Genomic DNA, 17,110 nt, shown 5'->3' with positions numbered 1-17,110 from the left:
GGTCAAACCGACTTCGCCGTCCACAAACGTTCCATCTCTTCGAGCGAACGGCCTTTGGTTTCGGGCACGTATTTCCACACGAACAGCCCGGCCAGGATCGAGATCACGCCGTACATCCAATAGCAGAAGCCATGGTTGAACAGCGCGTTCAGCGCTGAATTCCCGTCCAGCACTTTGAACGACCAGGACACAATCAGATTGGCGATCCATTGCGCTGCGACCGCGATGCCCATCGCCTTGCCCTTGATCGCGTTGGGGAACATCTCGGACAGCAACACCCAGGTCACCGGTCCCCACGAGAAGGCGAAGCCCGCAATATAAGCGATGACGACCACCAGCGCTGCCGGCCCAAGCGCGTTCGACGCGAACATGAAGCCCAGCGCCAGCATCGACACCGCCATCAAAGCAGCGCCCCACACCATCAGCGGTCTGCGACCCCATTTGTCGACGGTGAAGATCGCGACGATGGTGAACAGCACGTTGAACGCACCGACGATCGCGGTCTGCAAGAACGCCGTGTCGCCCTGCATGCCCATATTCTGGAACATCAACGGTGCGTAATAGAGCACCGCGTTGATGCCGACTGTCTGCTGGAACACCGACAGAAGAATGCCGGCGATCACGACGAACCAGCCGTACGACAAAAGCTTGTCGCTGTGTTGGACCAGGCTGCCGCGAATTTCCTGCAGCACGACCGGTGCCGTGCTGCCTTCGATCCGTTCGAGCAGCGCCTTGGCGTCGGCTTCCTTACCCTTCATCACCAGATAGCGCGGCGTTTCCGGCACGCTGAACAGGAAGACGAGGAAAGCCAGCGATGGGACCGCTTCCGACAAAAACATGTAGCGCCAGCCGTGGCTGTAGAGCCATGTCTGGTCGCCGCCGCGCGCGATCGCGTAGTTGACGAAGTAGACGCCGAAGATGCCGAGCACGATCGCCATCTGGTTGTACGACACCAACTGGCCGCGTTTCTCGCGCGGCGCCACTTCGGCGATGTAGAGCGGCGACAACATCGATGCGATGCCAACACCGATACCGCCGATCACGCGATAGATGTTGAACGGCGTCAGCGCGTCGGGACCCGATACGCCGAGACCAAGTTCGGGATAGGCCGATCCGATCGAGCAGATCAGGAACAACACCGCGGCAACGATCAGACCGCGACGGCGGCCCCAATGATCGGCAACCCAACCGGCGACGATGCCGCCCAGGATGCACCCGATCAGCGCGCTCGACACGGTGAAGCCGGTCAGGCTGTTGCGGGCTGTTTCGCTCAGCCCTTGCGGTGCGATGAAGTTGGCTTCGAGCGCACCGATCGCACCCGAGATCACCGCTGTGTCGTAGCCGAACAGCAGTCCACCCAATGTCGCGACCAGCGCAATGCGCGTCGCGTAGCCGTTGCTCATCCCTGTTCTCCCTGGCTTGGTTTTTAGCTGCCCGGGCAGATTGCGCCGGACGCGTCGTTGTCGAGTTTGAGTTCGGTAAAGGTCAGCGTCAGCTTGCCCGACGTGATCAGCTGCATCGGCCGTTCGAGCTTGGTCAGGTCGGCGCCGGCAAAGCACGCCAGTTTGACCTTCAACATCGTCCACTCGCCCGGCGGCGCAGCGCGCAGCGCGTCGGTGACGTCGATCGACGCACCACACGACTTGCCGCACGTCACGTCCCACTTCACGCGGTCGGTCGGCGGCGCATCGAGCTTGACGCGCATCGCAACGACGGCGCCGTTCTGCGCCTGGCTCGACAGGTCGATGGCGCGGCCTTCGATCCAGATCGATCCTTCGCCGCCACCGCTCCATGTCACCTGCTTGGCGTCTTCTTGTTGCGCGATGTCGATCGCGTGCACGTCGACGATCTTGCCAGCGCTGCTTTGGCGCGTGGCGGTGACGCGCTCTTCGCCGTCTTTGTCGCCCGCGAACAGCGACCACGAACCAGCGGCGCGGCCGCGACGGAAGAACGACCAGCGATCGAGCTGCGCCACCTGGCTGACGCCAGGATCTTCGGGCAGCTGCGCCAGCTCGACCGTCTGTTTCGAAGACAGGCCATAGCCGACCGGAAACAACGGATCGTAGCCGACATCGCCGCGATGCTTGCCGTTCGGCATCGCGGTGCGCGGCCAGGAGAAGCTGAGCCTGCCGGTGAAATCGTAGCGCGCGTTGCCGTCCGGCGCGCGCACCAGCAGATCTGCAACGCCACCGCCTTCGGTGCCGGGCAACCACGCAGCAACGAATGCGTCGGCTGCATTGAGCTGGCGGTTCACCCACAAAGGACGGCCGGACAGAAACACCGCGACGACCGGAATGTCTTGTTCCTGCAGACTGCGCATCAGCGCCAGCTCGCGCTCATCCGACGGCGCATATTCCAAAGTTTCGCGGTCGCCCTGATATTCCGCGTACGGATCTTCGCCGAACACGACGATCGCGACGTCGGGCTTGGTCTTGTAGGTGCCGTCGACACTCAGCTCGGCATGACCGCCGCCTGCTTCGACGGCGCGGCGAATGCCTTCATAGACCGACGTGCCGTGCGGAAAGTCGGCGTTGCTGTTGCCGGTGCCCTGCCACGAGATGGTCCAGCCGCCGCTTTGCTTGGCGATATTGTCGGCGCCGTCGCCGGCCACCAGCACGTTGGCCTTGGGTTGCAGCGGCAGAAGATTGTCGTCGTTCTTGAGCAGCACCAGCGATTTGCGCACCGCTTCGCGCGCCAGCACGCGATGCACCGGCGTGCCGAGACGGTCGAACCGTCCCGCGTCGGAGCGTTCGGACGGCACGGCGCGTTCGAAAACGCCCGAGACGAATTTGACTGTCAGTACGCGGCGTACCGCGTCGTCGATCCGCTCGATCGGAATTTCGCCGCTGCGCACCTGCGCCAGCGTGTTGTCGAACAACTGTTTCCAACTGTCCGGCGCCATCAGCATGTCGATGCCGGCATTGTAGGCGGCTGGGCAGGAATAGCGCGTGCAACCCGGCACCTGCGCCTGCGCATTCCAGTCGCCGACCACGACGCCGTCGAAGCCGAGACGGTCTTTCAGCACGTCGGTGAGCAGCGCCTTGTTGGCGGTCATCTTCACGCCGTGCCAGCTATTGTACGAGACCATCACGGTCAGCGCGCCGGCGCGGATTGCCGGCAGATAGCCGGCGGCGTGAATGTCGATCAGCTCTTGTTCGCTGGCGAGATTGTCGTCCTGGTCGCGGCCGTTGCGCGTACCGCCGTCGCCGATGAAATGTTTGGCGGTCGCGACGACGTGACCGTCGCTGAGAAAATCGGGCGTGTTCTTGCGTCCCTGCAGACCTTCGATCGCGGCCGCCGCATAGGAGCGGATCAGCGACGGTTCTTCGCCGAACCCTTCGTAGCTACGGCCCCAGCGAATGTCGCGCACTACGGCGAGCGTCGGTGCGAAGGTCCAGTCGGCACCGATGACCGCGACTTCTTCCGCGGTCGCGTCGGCAACGCGGCGCACCAGATCGGCATCGTGCGCGGCGCCAAGCCCGACATTGTGCGGAAAGATCGTGGCGCCCGGCACGTTGTTGTTGCCGTGCACCGCATCGATGCCGAACAGAACTGGAATCGGCGTGTGGCCGGGACGCGCTTCGACCGACACGCGATGAAACGCATCGGCCATCGCAAGCCAGGCCAAGGCCGGCGCGCGATCGTCGTCGCCGGGACCGGAATTTCCGCCCGCCAGAATCGAGCCCAGCGGATAGCGGCGCAGATCGTCGGGTGTGATGGTCGAAATGTCGGCCTGGATCAGTTGGCCGACTTTTTCCTCGAGCGACATCGAGGACAGCATCGTCGTGATTCGCGCTGCGACGGCGGGGCTGACGAGATTCTGACGCGGCAGTTCCGGCCATTTCTCGGGCGTTGCAACCTGGCTGATCGCCGGGATCGCAGCAAAAACCAATGCAGCGCCCGCTGCTGCAAGTGCGAAGCGCAATGATGCGTTCACGCGAATCCCCGTCGTCTTTTTCGGTCCGACGGCAATTTGAACGCGACGCTGGGTGCAGGGAAGCCCTGCACCCAGGTGCACGTGGTCAGAAGTTATACGAGGCCTTGATGCCGGCGTAGCGCGAGAAGTCACGCGGCGGCAGGCTCTGCGTTGCCAGCACGTTGTTGTAGTTGCCCGTCGAGTTGAAGATGTGGGCGTAGTAGCGCTGGTCGGTGACGTTGTTCACGAACACCGACACTTCGTAACGGCCGCTCGTGTCGCGGATGCCGGCCGACAGATTCAGAATGCCGTAGCTCTTCTGCACTGTCTGCGGATCCTGGTTCAGCCCGTAATTGACCGTCGTCTGATAGCTGTACACGCCCTGCAGCACGCCTTCGAACGGCATCGACGGCAGCGGGATCGTGTAATCCGCAGTCGCGGTCAGCTTCCATTTCGGCGATTGCGGCGGCGTAGCGCCCGTCAGGTTCTGGCGTGCCGGGCTGCCGGTGCAGCCCTGCGCCGCGGTCTGCAGCGGGAAGCACTGCGCCAACGGGAAGTCGGCGATCTCGGCATCGAGATACGCAGCCGAGAATCCGGCGCGGAACTGCTCGGTCACCAGCGCGCTGGTTTCCAGCTCGACGCCGCGATTGTGCAGCTTGCCGACATTGGTCAGACGATAGTTGAGCGTACCGTCCGGCAAGGTTTCGATGCCCTGCGCCTGGAAGTCTTCATAGCGCGCGTCGAACAAGGTCAGGTTGGCGGTGACGCGGCGATTGAGCCACTGCGTACGCGCACCGATTTCCCAGCTCTTCGACGTTTCCGGTTTCACCGGCCCCGCCAGTGCGCGGTTGCTGTTGAAGCCGGTCGACAGATCGAAGGTCTGGCCTTTGTGGCCGGTCGAGTACGAGCCGTAGACCATGAAGTCTTTGGCGACCTGGTATTGCAGCGCCAGCTTGTACGTCTCGAAATCGTCGGTACCGCCGCCGCTGAAGAAGGCGTTGCCGTTCTGAATGTCGCGGAACGTGTAGTCGATCTTTTCGTGCTGCACGCGCACGCCGCCGATCGCGGTGAACTTGTCGAAGAACGTGTATTCCAACTGGCCGAAGCCGGCGATCTGTTCCGATCCCGACGTGCCGTACCAGCGCGCCTGCGCAAAGAACGGACCGCGCGTGAAGTCACGGCTGAAATCGACGTTGGCGTAGTAGAAGCCCGCCGTATACCGGATCGGCGAGTCATTCGCCGAGACGAGACGCACTTCCTGCGACCACGACGTCTGTTTGAACGTGCCGAACTGGCGGTTGTCGGGAGTCGCGACCGAGGTGTCGTCCTGGTCGAGCGTATCGGTCAGCTTGTAGTGATCGTGTCCAGTGATCGACACCAACGACGCGAAACCAAGATTCCATTCGATCTTCAGCGACTGGCCTTGATCGGTGTAATTGGTGCCGGCGAGGAAGTTGTTGGTGATGTTGGTATTGTCGGGGCCGGCAGTGACGCCCGGCGCGTAGACCGTCGGCGGTTGTGCGCTGTTGCCGCGCAGGAACGCGTTCGGCGCCAGGCCGATGAACGGACGACCGACCGTCGTGCCGCCATCGACATACCAAAGACCCGCGGTGACGGTGAGCGCGTCGGTCACGTCCCAGCGGAACTTGCCGCGCGCCGCGGTGAAGTCGCGGCCGTTGACCTTGTTGCCGTTGTACAGATTCTTGACGTTGCCGTCGAATTGATCGCGCGTCACGTTTACGCGAAAGCCGAACTTGTCCGAGATCGGGCCCGACACGGCCGCGCCGATCAGATATTCGTGATCGGTCGTGTACATGGCGTTGACCTTGCTGCTGAAGGTCGTGGTCGGATCTTTGGTGACGATGTTGATCAGACCGGCCGATGCCGACTTGCCGTACAAGGTGCTTTGCGGACCGCGCAGCACTTCGATCCGTTCGACGTCAGAGAGATCGGTGAAAGCGCGCGGCTGGAACTGCACCGGCACGTCATCCATCTGCACCGCGACCGACGGTTCGACGCCGATCGAGAAGGCGAAGGTGCCGACGCCGCGGATCGAGACCGATGCGTTGACCGGATTTTCGGCCGGACGCACGACCAGCGACGGCGCCATCTTGGTCAGGTCGGTGAATTCACGGACGCCTGCAGCTTCGAGCTGCGCGCCGGTCACCACCTGCACCGCCTGCGGCACTTCCTGCAGGCGCTGCTCGCGCTTCTGCGCGGTGACGACGACTTCGGTCAGCGCACCGGCCGGCACACCATCCGCAATCTGAGCCTGAGCAGTTCCGGCGGCAGTGGCGGCAACCATGCCAGCCAACAGCCACGTCGATAGCGACGTGGTCGAACGCAGCGTCCTCATGAATTCCTCCCAGAATCCTTATTTGGCGGCTGATCGCCGTCCTTTGTTTGCTGCCCTACCAGTTGGTCTGACCAATAGCAAGAACTGGTCGATCAACTTTTTTCTTTTGGTCGGCCACCCCGGCGAAGGCCGGGGCCCACAGCGGGGCCATACGGTCTCGGTTCCGTCTCGCTCCACCATGGACCCCGGCCTTCGCCGGGGTGGTAGGGCTGCGCCCTACCAGTTCCACATCGTCCCGTCTTCGAGACGGGCGACCGGAAGCTGTTTGGGTTTGTACGGGTATTTGGCGGCCAGCTTTTCGTCGATGTCGACGCCGTGGCCGGGCGTGTCGCCCGCGAACATCAGCCCGTTTTCGAACCGGTAGTCGTGCGGGAAGACCTCGTCGGTCTCGGGCGAATGGCGCATGTATTCCTGCATGCCGAAATTCGGCACCCAGGAATCGAAATGCACCGCGGCGCCCATCGTCACCGGCGACAGGTCGGTGGCGCCGTGACAGCCCGTGCGCACCTGATAGAGCGACGCAAAGTCGGCAACGCGTCGGAGATGGGTGATGCCGCCCGATCCAACGATCGACATGCGGATGTAGTCGATGAGCTGGTTCTGGATCAGGTCCTTGGCGTCCCAGATCGTGTTGAACACTTCGCCCACCGCAAGCGGCGTCGTCGTGTGCTGGCGGATCAGTTTGAACGCGTCCTGATTTTCCGCCGGCGTCGCATCTTCGAGCCAGAACAGGCGCGATGGCTCCAGCATCTTGCCCAACTGCGCCGCTTCGATCGGGGTCAGGCGGTGATGCGCATCGTGCAGCAGATGCGGCTCAAAACCGTAGGTGCTGCGCAGCTTTTCGAACAGGCCGGGCAGGAAGTCGAGGTATTTCGGCGTCGACCAGACGGTCTCGGTCGGCAAGGTCGCGTCGGCCGGTTCGTAATAGAGATCGCCGCGCCCGACACCGTAAGCGAGCTTCAATCCCGGCACGCCCGACTGCGCGCGGATCGCCTTGTAGCCGGCTTCGATATAGCGGCCGACCGCTTCGACGGTTTCGTTCAGGTCGCCGCCATTGGCGTGGCCATAGACCAACACGCCGTCGCGGCTTTTGCCGCCCAACAGATCGTAGAGCGGAACGCCGAGCGCCTTGGCTTTGATGTCCCACAGCGCGACGTCGACGGCGGCGATCGCGCGCATCGTCACCGGACCGCGGCGCCAATAGGCACCGCGATAGAGATACTGCCAGATGTCTTCGATGCGGCGCGCGTCGCGGCCGATCAGCACCGGAATGACGTGGTCTTCGAGATAGGAGACGACCGACAATTCGCGCCCGTTCAGGGTCGCGTCGCCGATGCCGTAAATCCCTTCGCTGGTTTCAATCTTCAGCGTGACGAAGTTGCGGCCGGGCGACGTGACGATCACGCGCGCGGCGCGGATCTCGAGCGGTTTGTACGGATTCGCCCCGTTCGTCGGACTGCTCAACTTCGCTCCCCCCAGACCATCGTCCATAAGGACTTCCTTGTTATTCGCCTGTACCCTAGGTGGCGCCATTTGGCTTGTCCAGATTGGCTTGACCAGATAAGAGGGCCGTATGACTCCGAAAGCAGAATCTGGCCGTCTCTACGAGCGGGTCGCCCAGGATCTTTCCGGCCGGATCGCCCGCGGAGAGTACAAAATCGGGCAGCGCCTGCCGTCCGAGCGCGAGCTGGCCCAAAGTTATGCGGTCTCCCGCCCGACCGTTCGCGAAGCGCTGATCGCGCTCGAACTGGATGGGCTGGTCGAGGTCCGCACCGGCTCCGGCGTCTATGTCACCGCCACCGCACCGCGCGGCGGCAAAGCGGGCGCGATGGATATCGGCCCGTTCGAATTGCTCGAAGCGCGCCGCGCGATCGAAAGCGAAGCATGCGCGCTGGCCGCAACCCGCATCTCTGACGAAGAAATCGAACAGCTCGACTTGCTGCTGGCGGAAATGAACAACGCCGCCGAAGACGCAGTCGCAGCCGAAGACGCCGACCGCCGCTTTCATCTTCTGATCGCCAATACGACGCGCAACAGCGCGATGCTCGCCAGCGTGCAGATGTTGTGGGATGCGCGCGCCCGCTCGCCGCAGACGCAGTTGCTGAGTGTCAAAGCGCATGCCGCCGGCGTCACGCCGCGCATCGACGAACATGCGGCGATCCTGCTGGCGCTGAAAGAACGCAATCCGGGTGCTGCCCGCCACGCAATGCGCAATCACCTGTCGCGCGTGCTGGATTCGCTGCTGGCCGCAACCGAAGTGCAAGAAGTCGAACAGGCGCGTCTGCGCATGGCCGAGACACGCGCGCGTTACACCGCGAGCGGCTGAAAATAAAAAGGGGCGCAACGCGCCCGCAGGGAAGGAAGCGTAGATGGGTGACGAGTCACTGACGCGCCGCGACGCGGTGCGTGTTCTTGGCGTGCTGGCCGCAAGCCCTGCCCTCACCGTCACCGCATCGGCGCAAGAATCGACCACCGCGATCGCTCCGCTGGCGCAGCCGACCATTCTCTATCCGCATGAAAGCAGCACGCGCCGTACGCGCGATCTGTCGGGCATGTGGAAATTCCAACTTGATCCGACCGACGCGGGCGAAGCAGCACGCTGGTTTGACAGTGGCCTGCCGAAGCCGCGTAGCATTCCGGTTCCGTGCAGCTGGAACGATCTGTTCGACGACGCGCGCAACTATTTCGGCACGTCCTGGTACGAAACCGAACTCTGGATCGACGCGGCATGGAAGGGCCAGCGCATCCATCTGCGCTTCGGCTCTGCCGTCTATCACGCCAAAGTCTGGTTGAACGGCAAGCTGCTGGGCGAACATGTCGGCGGCCATCTGCCGTTCGCGTTCGACGTTACCGGGATCGCCAAAGAAGGCGAACGCAACCGCCTGGTCGTGTCGGTCGAGAACCGGCTCGAGATCGATCGCGTGCCCGCGATCCCCGATCCCAAGACGTCGCGCATGCACACGGTGCATTTCCCGCAGACGACCTACGATTTCTTCCCCTACGCGGGTCTGCACCGTCCGGTGCTGCTGTTCACGACGCCGGCAATCCATGTGCACGACGTCACGGTCGCAACCTCGCTCAACGGTTCGACCGGCACGGTCGATGCGTCGTTCACCGTCAACGGCAACTGGACCGGTCGCGCCAAAGTCGCGATCGATAATGTCGTCGCCAATGTCGAGGTTCGCGACGGGCGCGGCCAAGCGACCTTGCGCATTCCGTCGGTGCGCGCCTGGTCGCCCGAGACTCCGTTCCTCTATCGCCTGGTCGTGACGCTCGGCGACGGCGCGGACGAATATGTACTGAAGATCGGCATTCGCACCGTCGAGGTGAAGGGAAGCCAGATCCTGCTCAACGGCAAACCCGTGTTCCTGACCGGCTTCGGCAAGCACGAAGACTTCCCCATCCATGGGCGCGGTCTGGATCTGCCGGTGCTGGTGCGCGACTACGAATTGCTGCGCTGGATCGGCGCCAACAGCTTCCGCACCTCGCATTATCCCTACGCCGAAGAAGCGTTGCAGCTCGCCGACGAGTACGGCTTGTTGGTGATCAGCGAGACGCCGGGTGTCAGCCTGGTGTTCAGCGACACGCCGGCCGTGATCGGTGCACGCTACCAGCAGCTCGAACGCGCCACCGCCGAACTGATCCAGCGCGACAAGAACCACGCGTCCGTGATCATGTGGTCGCTCGCCAACGAGCCGCTGACCAAACCGTTTCACACGCTCGACGACGCGCCGGCGGATTCGGTTGCCAAAGGTACTTCGTTCTTCACGCGCCTGTTCGAATCCGCGCGCAAGCTCGACAAGACGCGGCCCTACGCGCTAGTCAGTCTGCATGGCGGGCCCAACGAATGGGTCGGGTTGGGCGACGTGATCTGCACCAACTCGTACAATAGCTGGTACGCCGTGTCGGGCCGTCTCGAAGACGGTGCCGCAACCTTGGACAAAGACATCCAGGCGTTGCGCGCCTATCACGGCGACAAGCCGATCATGTTCACCGAATTCGGCGCCGATGCAGTCGCCGGCATGCATGCGCAGCCGGACGAAATGTGGAGCGAAGAATATCAAGCCGACATGATCGAGTTCTATTGGAAGACGATCAAAAAATACCCGTACATCGTCGGCGCCCATCCCTGGGCCTTCGCCGATTTCAAAACGCCGCAAAGCATCATGCGCGTCGGCGCGCTGAATCATAAAGGCGTGTTTACGCGCGACCGCCGTCCCAAGCTGGCTGCCCATCGCCTGCGCAGCTTCTGGGCGAAAGCATGACCGACAAGCCGCGCGGCAATGTTCGCTGGATCGTTTGCGGCCTGCTCTTCGCTGCGATCGTTCTGAGCTATATCGACCGTCTGGTCATTGCGGTGCTGAAGCCCGAGCTCAGCGCGCAATATGGCTGGAGCGAAACCGGCTACGCCGATCTCGCTTTCTATTTCCAGCTCGCTTACGGCCTGTCCTATGTCGTCGCGGGACGGCTAGTCGACCGGGTCGGCGCGCGCATCGGTTACGCGGTTGCGGTGACGATGTGGACGATCGGCCACGTACTGCACATCGCCTTCACCAGCACCAGTTCGATGTTGTGGGCGCGTATTCCGCTTGCGATCGGCGAAGCGGGCACGTTCCCCGCCGCGCTGGCCGCAACCAGTGAATGGTTTCCGCGCCGCGAACGCGCGCTGGCGATCGGTATCTTCAATGCCGGCTCGAATGTGGGCGCGATTCTGACGCCGGTGCTGGTGCCGTTGATCGCAGCTGCGTTCGGTTGGCGCATGGCGTTCATTGCGACCGGCGCGCTGACCATTCTCTGGCTGGCTGCGTGGCTTGGTTTCTATCGTTCGCCGCGCCAGCACAAAAACGTCGGCGCCGAAGAACTCGCCTGGATCGAATCCGAACCGGTCGAAAAGCAACGGCCAGTGCCGTGGCGCGTGTTGCTGCGCACGCGCCAGACCTGGGCCTATATGGCGGGACGGTTCCTGATCGATCCGATCTGGTGGACGTTGCTGTTCTGGCTGCCCGATTTTTTCAACAAACAGTACGGCATCAAGATGCTGGAATTCGGACCACCGCTGGTCGTCGTCTATTTGCTGGCTGATGCGGGTTCGATTCTGGGTGGCTGGGGCTCGTCACGTCTGCTCGGCCGCGGGAAAAGCGTCAGCCGTGCGCGCAAGACCGCGATGTTCTGCGCCGCCTTGTGCGCCGTGCCGATCGCCTTCGCGACGCACACGCCGTCAATGTGGGTCGCGGTCGGATTGATCGGCCTCGCCTGCGCTGGGCATCAAGGTTTCTCCGCCAATCTCTACGCGCTGCCGGGCGATCTGTTTCCGCGCTGGGCCGCCGGTTCGGTTGTCGGGCTGGGCGGATTGGCAGGTGCAGTCGGCGGCATGTTGATGGCGAAATATGCCGGCATCATTCTGGAACAGCTCGGCAGCTACCAGCCGATCTTCCTGGTCGCCTCCGCTGCCTATCTCGTCGCGCTTTTGGTCGTGCATTTGCTGGTGCCGACTTACGAGACCGCCAAACTGTCGGCGACGTAAGTCGCGTAGTGGAAATCGCGGATCGCCGCAATCGAGCCGTCGCGCCACGTGAGCAGGATCGGATAAGCAACCGCGGCGTCGCGCGGCTTGCGCACCAGCAGCACGCTGCGGCCTTCGGCGACGCCGAGCGTGACGTGGAAGTCGGGCAGCTCGCTATAGCGCGTGAAATAGACCGCCACATCTTTGCGTCCGGCCAGGCGCGTGCGGTTGACCAGATCGAGGCGCACATCTTCGGCCAATAGCGCACGCAGCGCATCGAAGTCGCGTGCATTGAACCGGTCGGCATAGTCGCGCAATCGCGCACGCTCGTCTTCGTCGAGCACCGGCACGTCGATCTCGCTGCTGGTCTGCAACTTGGCACGGCCACGATGCAGCGCCGCTTTCACCGCCGGCACGGTCGCGTCGATGATCGACGCCGTTTCGGCCAGCGAATGGCCCAGCACATCCATCAGCACGACGCTCGACCGTTGCACCGGCGGCAATTGCAGCAGCGCCGCCAGGCTGGCGGTCGCAGCCACGCGCGCGTCGGCGCTTTCGCGCTCGTCGACCGCGTCGGGCAGTTCGACGTCGCTGTGAAAGGCGGCGGCGCGCTTCGACCGGCGGATCGCGTCCAGCGCAGTATTGTGCGCGATGCGCAGCAGCCAGCTATCCGGCCGTTCGATCGGGCTTGCGGCTGGATAGGCTTCGGCCGCTTTGGCCAGCGCTTCCTGCACCACATCCTCGCCGTCGAACACCGACCCGACCATGCGGGCGCAATAGCGGTGCAGGCGCGGACGCATGTCGGCCAGCCAGGTGGAAAATTCGATTTGAGTCAGATCGGTCATGCAGAGCTCCCGCCGCAACAGACGTTTGGGCCGGGCCAAAGGATTCGGTCCCGCGAAAAGATTTTCCTCCCGAATCCTTCGCGTTCCCCGCCGCGTCCTTGGAGGCAGACAACTTTAAGGGACCTGATCATGCAGCGAGTTACAGTGGTCCGCTACACGGCGAAGCCGGACCGGGCGGACGAGAATGAGAAACTGGCGCGTGCCGTCTTTGACGAGCTCCGCGCCAAGGCGCCGAAGGACGTCGCTTATGCGCTGCTGCGCGACGGCAACGAGTTTTTGCATCTCTTCGTCAACAGCAATACGACCGACGCGTCGGTTCTGACCGAGCTGCCGAGCTTCAAGACCTATGGCGGTGACGTCAGCACACGCTGCGAAGCACCGCCCGAACCGGTGCGCTACGAAATGCAGATGCTGGAGTCGTACGGCCTGTCGTGACGCGGCGACCGGCGGCCGCGGGGGCGGTCGCCGGTCATTTCGCGCGGGCATAATAATTCGCCAACCAGCGCGTCCTGCATAAGGTATTCCCGCGGCTTCGGGTTCGGGACGGAGAACGCAAAGATAAATCAGCCCCAATCGCTAAAATGGCAGCAGGAAAAAGGTGCTGCCTGCATGGCTTGGGACAGAATGTTGCGTAGAAAATCGGAGCCGGCCGCGAGCCTCTTCGACGAGCCCGATTACACGACCTGGATTCGCAACATGCTGCGCGGGCTGCAACAGCCGGCGCATGTGCTGTTCGACAGTTCGGTACGCGAGCCGACCGAGCTGCTGCTCGAAAAGTCGCGCCTCGCCTTTGGCGGCAAGCTGACCGATCGCTATCAAGGCGTGTTCGTCGACGGCAATCCGTTTGTCGTCGACGCGCTGGCCAAGCGCTACAGCGTTTCGCACGAACAAATTCTATGCACGACCGGCGCGACCTCGGGCATGGGGTTGGTGATGAAGGCGCATTTGCAGCGTGGCGGTCACGTCATCTGCGAAACGCCCTGCTTTGACCTGCTGCCGCTGCTGGCGACCGAATGCGGCGCCGATGTCGACTTCGTGCAGCGCAAGCCAGGCAGCTTCACCATTGCGCCCGAAGATCTGGCCAAGCTGATCCGCCGCGACACGCGGCTGATCGTGCTGACCAATTTGCACAATCCCTCGGGCGTCTTGCTCGACGAGGACGCGATGCGCGCGCTGGGTGCGGTCGCACGCAAAGCCGGCATTCCGATCCTGGTCGACGAAGTCTATGCCGACTTCGCGCCCGACCATCGCCATCGGCCCGCAGCTTTGCTGGGGGACGAATTCATCACCGTCAGCAGCCTGACCAAAGTGTTCGGCCTGTCGGCGTTGAAATGCGGCTGGGTCATCGGTGACCCGGCGCGGTTGCAGACGATCCGCGCCGCGCATCACGGCGAGCTTGGCATCTCGCGCGTCAGCCACGCGATCGCGGCGCTGGTGCTGGAAGACATCGAGCCGTTCGAAACCCACTGGTGCACGGTGCTGGCGCAAAACCGCCCGGTGCTGGAATGGCATCAGAAGAATATGCGCGCCGAAAATCTGATCGCAGGCGACCTGCCCGCCTATGGCTGCGTCTATTTCCCGGAAGTGGTCGGCGTTGCCGACACGCGCACCCTGGCGGCGTGGCTGTGGGAAACGCATCGCATCCTGGTCGCGCCCGGCGAGTATTTCGGCCTGAACGGTAGCGTGCGGATCGGGTTCGGCGGCAAGGCCGACGCGCTCGATCGCGGCCTGACCGAACTGACCAAAGCGCTACATCAATATCGCACCACGCAGCTTACGTAGCTTTCAGCGCGTCGAGCGCCCGCTCGATGTCGTTCATGTCGTTGAACACCGACGGCGAAAACCGGAAACGGTTGCGCGACAAGGTGATCTCGACATTGGCGGCTTTCAGCTTGGGCTGCAGCGCGCGCGCATTCTCCAACGCGAAGGCGACCAGCGGCGTGCGCGAGCCCAGCGGGGTCATCGGCTGCATGCCACGTTTGCGCAGCTCGCCCTGCAACCGGTCCAGCATTGGCTGGCGATATTGCATGATCCGTTCGACACCAGCGTTGAGCAGAAAGTCGAGCGACCAGTCGAGAATCGCGATCACAGCGTTGGCCGAGGTTCCCATTTCGAAATAGCCGGTCGCGTCGTTGCTCGGCGTGCTGTCCGAGATCAAATCGCCGGGCGGGTCGAACGGATAGACATGTGTCTCGAACTTGGCGATCTGGTGATAGCCGTACCAAGGACGTTTGATCTTCGGCAACGCGTCGGCGCGGGCATAGAGAAAGCCCAGCCCCATCTCGCCCATCAGCCATTTGTAGGTGGCGCAGGCCGCGAAATCGACGCCGCTTGCTTTCACGTCGACCGGCACCGCACCAACCGCGTGAATAATGTCGGCATAGACCAGCGCGCCGCGCGCATGGGCGATGTCGCAGATCTTTTTCAGATCCTGCTCGTAGCCATTGATGGTTGAGACCAGCGACAACGCGACGAAGCGCGTGTCCTTGGTGATCGCTTTTTCATACTGGTCGACGGTGATTTCGCTGTTGGCATTCGGCCGCAGCATCACCACGTCGACGCCCTGACGCGCCAGCTCCTGGTACAGAAAGAACGATCCGAAAAAATGCAGCGCGTCGGTGACGACGCGGCCACGCTTGGCGGGCAGGTCCAGTGCCTGCACCACAAGATTCTCGCCCGCCGTCGTGCTGGGCGCGAAACAGACTTCGTTCGGATCGGCGTTGATCAGCTTGGCGAAGCGTTCGAGCACGCTCTTGCGCTTGGCGCCCAGGCCGAATTCGGGCGCTGACGCGTCGAGCGACTTGGATTTGAAATAGGCCTCGACCGATCGCTGCGCGCCCAGCGGCAGCGGATGCTGGCTCCCTGAGTCGAGATAGGTCCCCTTCATCGGCGCGAATTCGGCCTTGGCGGGAAAGGTGATGCTGGTCGGCGCGGCCGCCAACGCCGCCTTGTCGAACAAGGGAATTGAACCGGCCCCCAACAGCGCCGCGCGACGGGAAAGTTGCATCACCCTATGTCCTCTACCAGGCACCAGTGACCAGCGCGCGCAAGTCGCTGCTGATCTGGCGCAAGCTGCTTTCAACCGAATAGGCCATGTGGCCGCCAGCATAGCGCGCTGCACGCACGCGTTCGCGCGGCCAGGTCGATTGTGCCACGAGATAGTCCATCGCACCGACCGTCGTTTGCGTGTCGGTATAGCCGTTGCCGACCAGCACGCGGAACGTCGGGTTCTTCTGCATCACATCGGTGACGAGCTGCGTGTAGTTCCAGTCGCCGAACGGCGACCGGTTCGCGCCCCAGCCCCATTCATTCAGCCCGCCTTTGAACGGGCTGTCATGCAGATAGGTGCCGGCATCGACGTGCAGCGTGTCGCGCAGATAGAGGTCGAAGGCTTTGACATAGGCGCGCGGCACGACGCTCGACGGATCGCCGCCGGCTTCCGGACCGATATAGCGCGCATCGTTGAGACCAAGCAGCTGGCCGGGAAATAACAGCCGGCGATATTGTTCTTTGGTGATGCGCAGATTGCGTTTGATCTGTTCGTCGGCGGCAATACCGGTGAATTCCTGCAAACGCCGGGCGACTGCATCGCGCTGCGCCTGCGGCGCCTGATCGCCCAGATACAGAACCTGCAGATAGTCGGTGCGCCCGAACGCTTCGGCGTCCTGGATGAACTTGTCGAAGCTGCGGCCTTTGCGTTCGGCGCGATCGTGGCTCCAGGCGGTCGCGGCCAGGGTCGGCAGCGACGCGACGAAGGAGACGATGTTGCGCGCGCGCTGCGCATAGTCGTTGATGTTCACCGCCTGCCCAAGCAGCGCGATTCCATCCAGCTTGCTGTCGGTCTTCTCCAGCTGTGCCGCTGCTTCGACCGCGCGCATCGTGCCGTAGCTTTCGCCCAGCAGATATTTCGGCGCGGCGCTGCGGCCGTGCAGCTTCGACCAGTCGATCACCAGCTGCACCAGCTGCTGCGCGTCGGCTTCGTTCGAGTAATAGCTTTTCGGATCGACACCATCGAGCACGCGGCTGAGACCGGTGCCGGCCGGATCGAAAAACACCAGGTCGGCGACGTCGAGCAGTGCATACGGATTGTCGACGAGCTGGAAGCTCGCCGGATCGGCTTTGAGATCGTCGGGAACGGCAACGCGTTTCGGGCCGATGGCGCCGATATGCAAGATCGCCGATGGGCCGATCGGCCCGCCATTGAAGACGAACAGCAACGGCCGTTTCGGATCGGCGGCACCGCTTGCGACGTAGGAGATCACGACCAGTCTGGCCGCCGGCTTTCCCTCGGCATTCGCGACCACGATCGGCTCGACCGTCGCGTCGTAGGCGACGTGTTTGCCGTTGAACGTGCCGCTGCCGTGCGTGACGACCGGCGCGTCGAGTTTGACCGGGTTGTCGGCCGCGATTGCGGGCACCGACACCAGCAACGCCATCCACAATGCGCGAACCGCAATCATGCGTGCCTCCTGAATTGGAAAAGCCACGCC

General features: G+C 63.1%; 12 protein-coding genes. 5 read left to right on the top strand and 7 right to left on the bottom strand.

The window, feature by feature from the left end; genetic code table 11:
* Nucleotides 1-2: 2 nt before the first annotated feature.
* The 4 genes from xylE to manD form a co-directional block, all read right to left on the bottom strand.
* Nucleotides 3-1,442, bottom strand: coding sequence for a D-xylose transporter XylE (gene xylE, locus TMPK1_RS19795; protein ID WP_420245692.1), 1,440 nt, complete (start codon nt 1,440-1,442; stop codon nt 3-5).
* A complete protein-coding gene (locus TMPK1_RS19790; protein WP_420245265.1) occupies nt 1,427-3,937 on the bottom strand; it encodes a glycoside hydrolase family 3 protein in 2,511 nt (836 codons plus the stop codon). The genes xylE and TMPK1_RS19790 overlap by 16 nt, the downstream gene beginning before the upstream one ends.
* Before the next feature lie 85 nt (nt 3,938-4,022).
* Nucleotides 4,023-6,272: a TonB-dependent receptor gene (locus TMPK1_RS19785; protein ID WP_420245263.1), complete on the bottom strand. Its 2,250-nt coding sequence runs from the start codon at nt 6,270-6,272 to the stop codon at nt 4,023-4,025.
* 216 nt (nt 6,273-6,488) lie between these two features.
* Nucleotides 6,489-7,736, bottom strand: a complete 1,248-nt coding sequence (gene manD / locus TMPK1_RS19780; protein WP_420245262.1) for a D-mannonate dehydratase ManD — start codon at nt 7,734-7,736, stop codon at nt 6,489-6,491.
* A gap of 109 nt (nt 7,737-7,845) precedes the next feature.
* On the opposite strand from manD, the gene TMPK1_RS19775 reads away from it, so the two are divergent.
* From TMPK1_RS19775 to TMPK1_RS19765, 3 genes are read left to right on the top strand one after another with little or no spacing between them, the layout of a single operon-like run.
* The gene (locus TMPK1_RS19775; RefSeq protein WP_420245261.1) at nt 7,846-8,598 is read left to right on the top strand and encodes a FadR/GntR family transcriptional regulator; all 753 of its coding nucleotides are present in this window, start codon (nt 7,846-7,848) and stop codon (nt 8,596-8,598) included.
* A gap of 43 nt (nt 8,599-8,641) precedes the next feature.
* Complete coding sequence (gene uidA, locus TMPK1_RS19770) at nt 8,642-10,537, top strand: beta-glucuronidase (protein WP_420245260.1); 1,896 nt, start codon at nt 8,642-8,644, stop codon at nt 10,535-10,537.
* The gene (locus tag TMPK1_RS19765; protein WP_420245259.1) at nt 10,534-11,796 is read left to right on the top strand and encodes an MFS transporter; all 1,263 of its coding nucleotides are present in this window, start codon (nt 10,534-10,536) and stop codon (nt 11,794-11,796) included. The genes uidA and TMPK1_RS19765 overlap by 4 nt, the downstream gene beginning before the upstream one ends.
* On the opposite strand, the gene TMPK1_RS19760 is transcribed toward TMPK1_RS19765, so the two are convergent.
* Nucleotides 11,766-12,620 (bottom strand): sigma-70 family RNA polymerase sigma factor, encoded by an 855-nt coding sequence (locus tag TMPK1_RS19760; protein WP_420245257.1) that lies wholly within the window; start codon nt 12,618-12,620, stop codon nt 11,766-11,768. The two genes, TMPK1_RS19765 and TMPK1_RS19760, sit on opposite strands and share 31 nt — an antisense overlap.
* Before the next feature lie 129 nt (nt 12,621-12,749).
* Here TMPK1_RS19760 and TMPK1_RS19755 point away from each other — a divergent pair, with 129 nt between their 5' ends.
* Nucleotides 12,750-13,055 (top strand): hypothetical protein, encoded by a 306-nt coding sequence (locus tag TMPK1_RS19755; RefSeq protein WP_420245255.1) that lies wholly within the window; start codon nt 12,750-12,752, stop codon nt 13,053-13,055.
* 192 nt (nt 13,056-13,247) lie between these two features.
* Nucleotides 13,248-14,402: a pyridoxal phosphate-dependent aminotransferase gene (locus TMPK1_RS19750; RefSeq protein WP_420245254.1), complete on the top strand. Its 1,155-nt coding sequence runs from the start codon at nt 13,248-13,250 to the stop codon at nt 14,400-14,402.
* Here the strand turns inward: TMPK1_RS19750 and TMPK1_RS19745 are convergent.
* Complete coding sequence (locus TMPK1_RS19745; RefSeq protein ID WP_420245253.1) at nt 14,395-15,627, bottom strand: aminotransferase class V-fold PLP-dependent enzyme; 1,233 nt, start codon at nt 15,625-15,627, stop codon at nt 14,395-14,397. The genes TMPK1_RS19750 and TMPK1_RS19745 overlap by 8 nt on opposite strands.
* A 13-nt stretch (nt 15,628-15,640) precedes the next feature.
* Nucleotides 15,641-17,080 (bottom strand): S10 family peptidase, encoded by a 1,440-nt coding sequence (locus TMPK1_RS19740; protein WP_420245252.1) that lies wholly within the window; start codon nt 17,078-17,080, stop codon nt 15,641-15,643.
* Nucleotides 17,081-17,110 lie beyond the last annotated feature (30 nt).

The sequence above is a fragment of the Roseiterribacter gracilis genome (assembly GCA_018332375.1).
GTDB classification, from domain to species: Bacteria; Pseudomonadota; Alphaproteobacteria; order BOG-932; family Roseiterribacteraceae; genus Roseiterribacter; species Roseiterribacter gracilis.
This window is presented reverse-complemented; position numbering and strand designations above follow the sequence as displayed.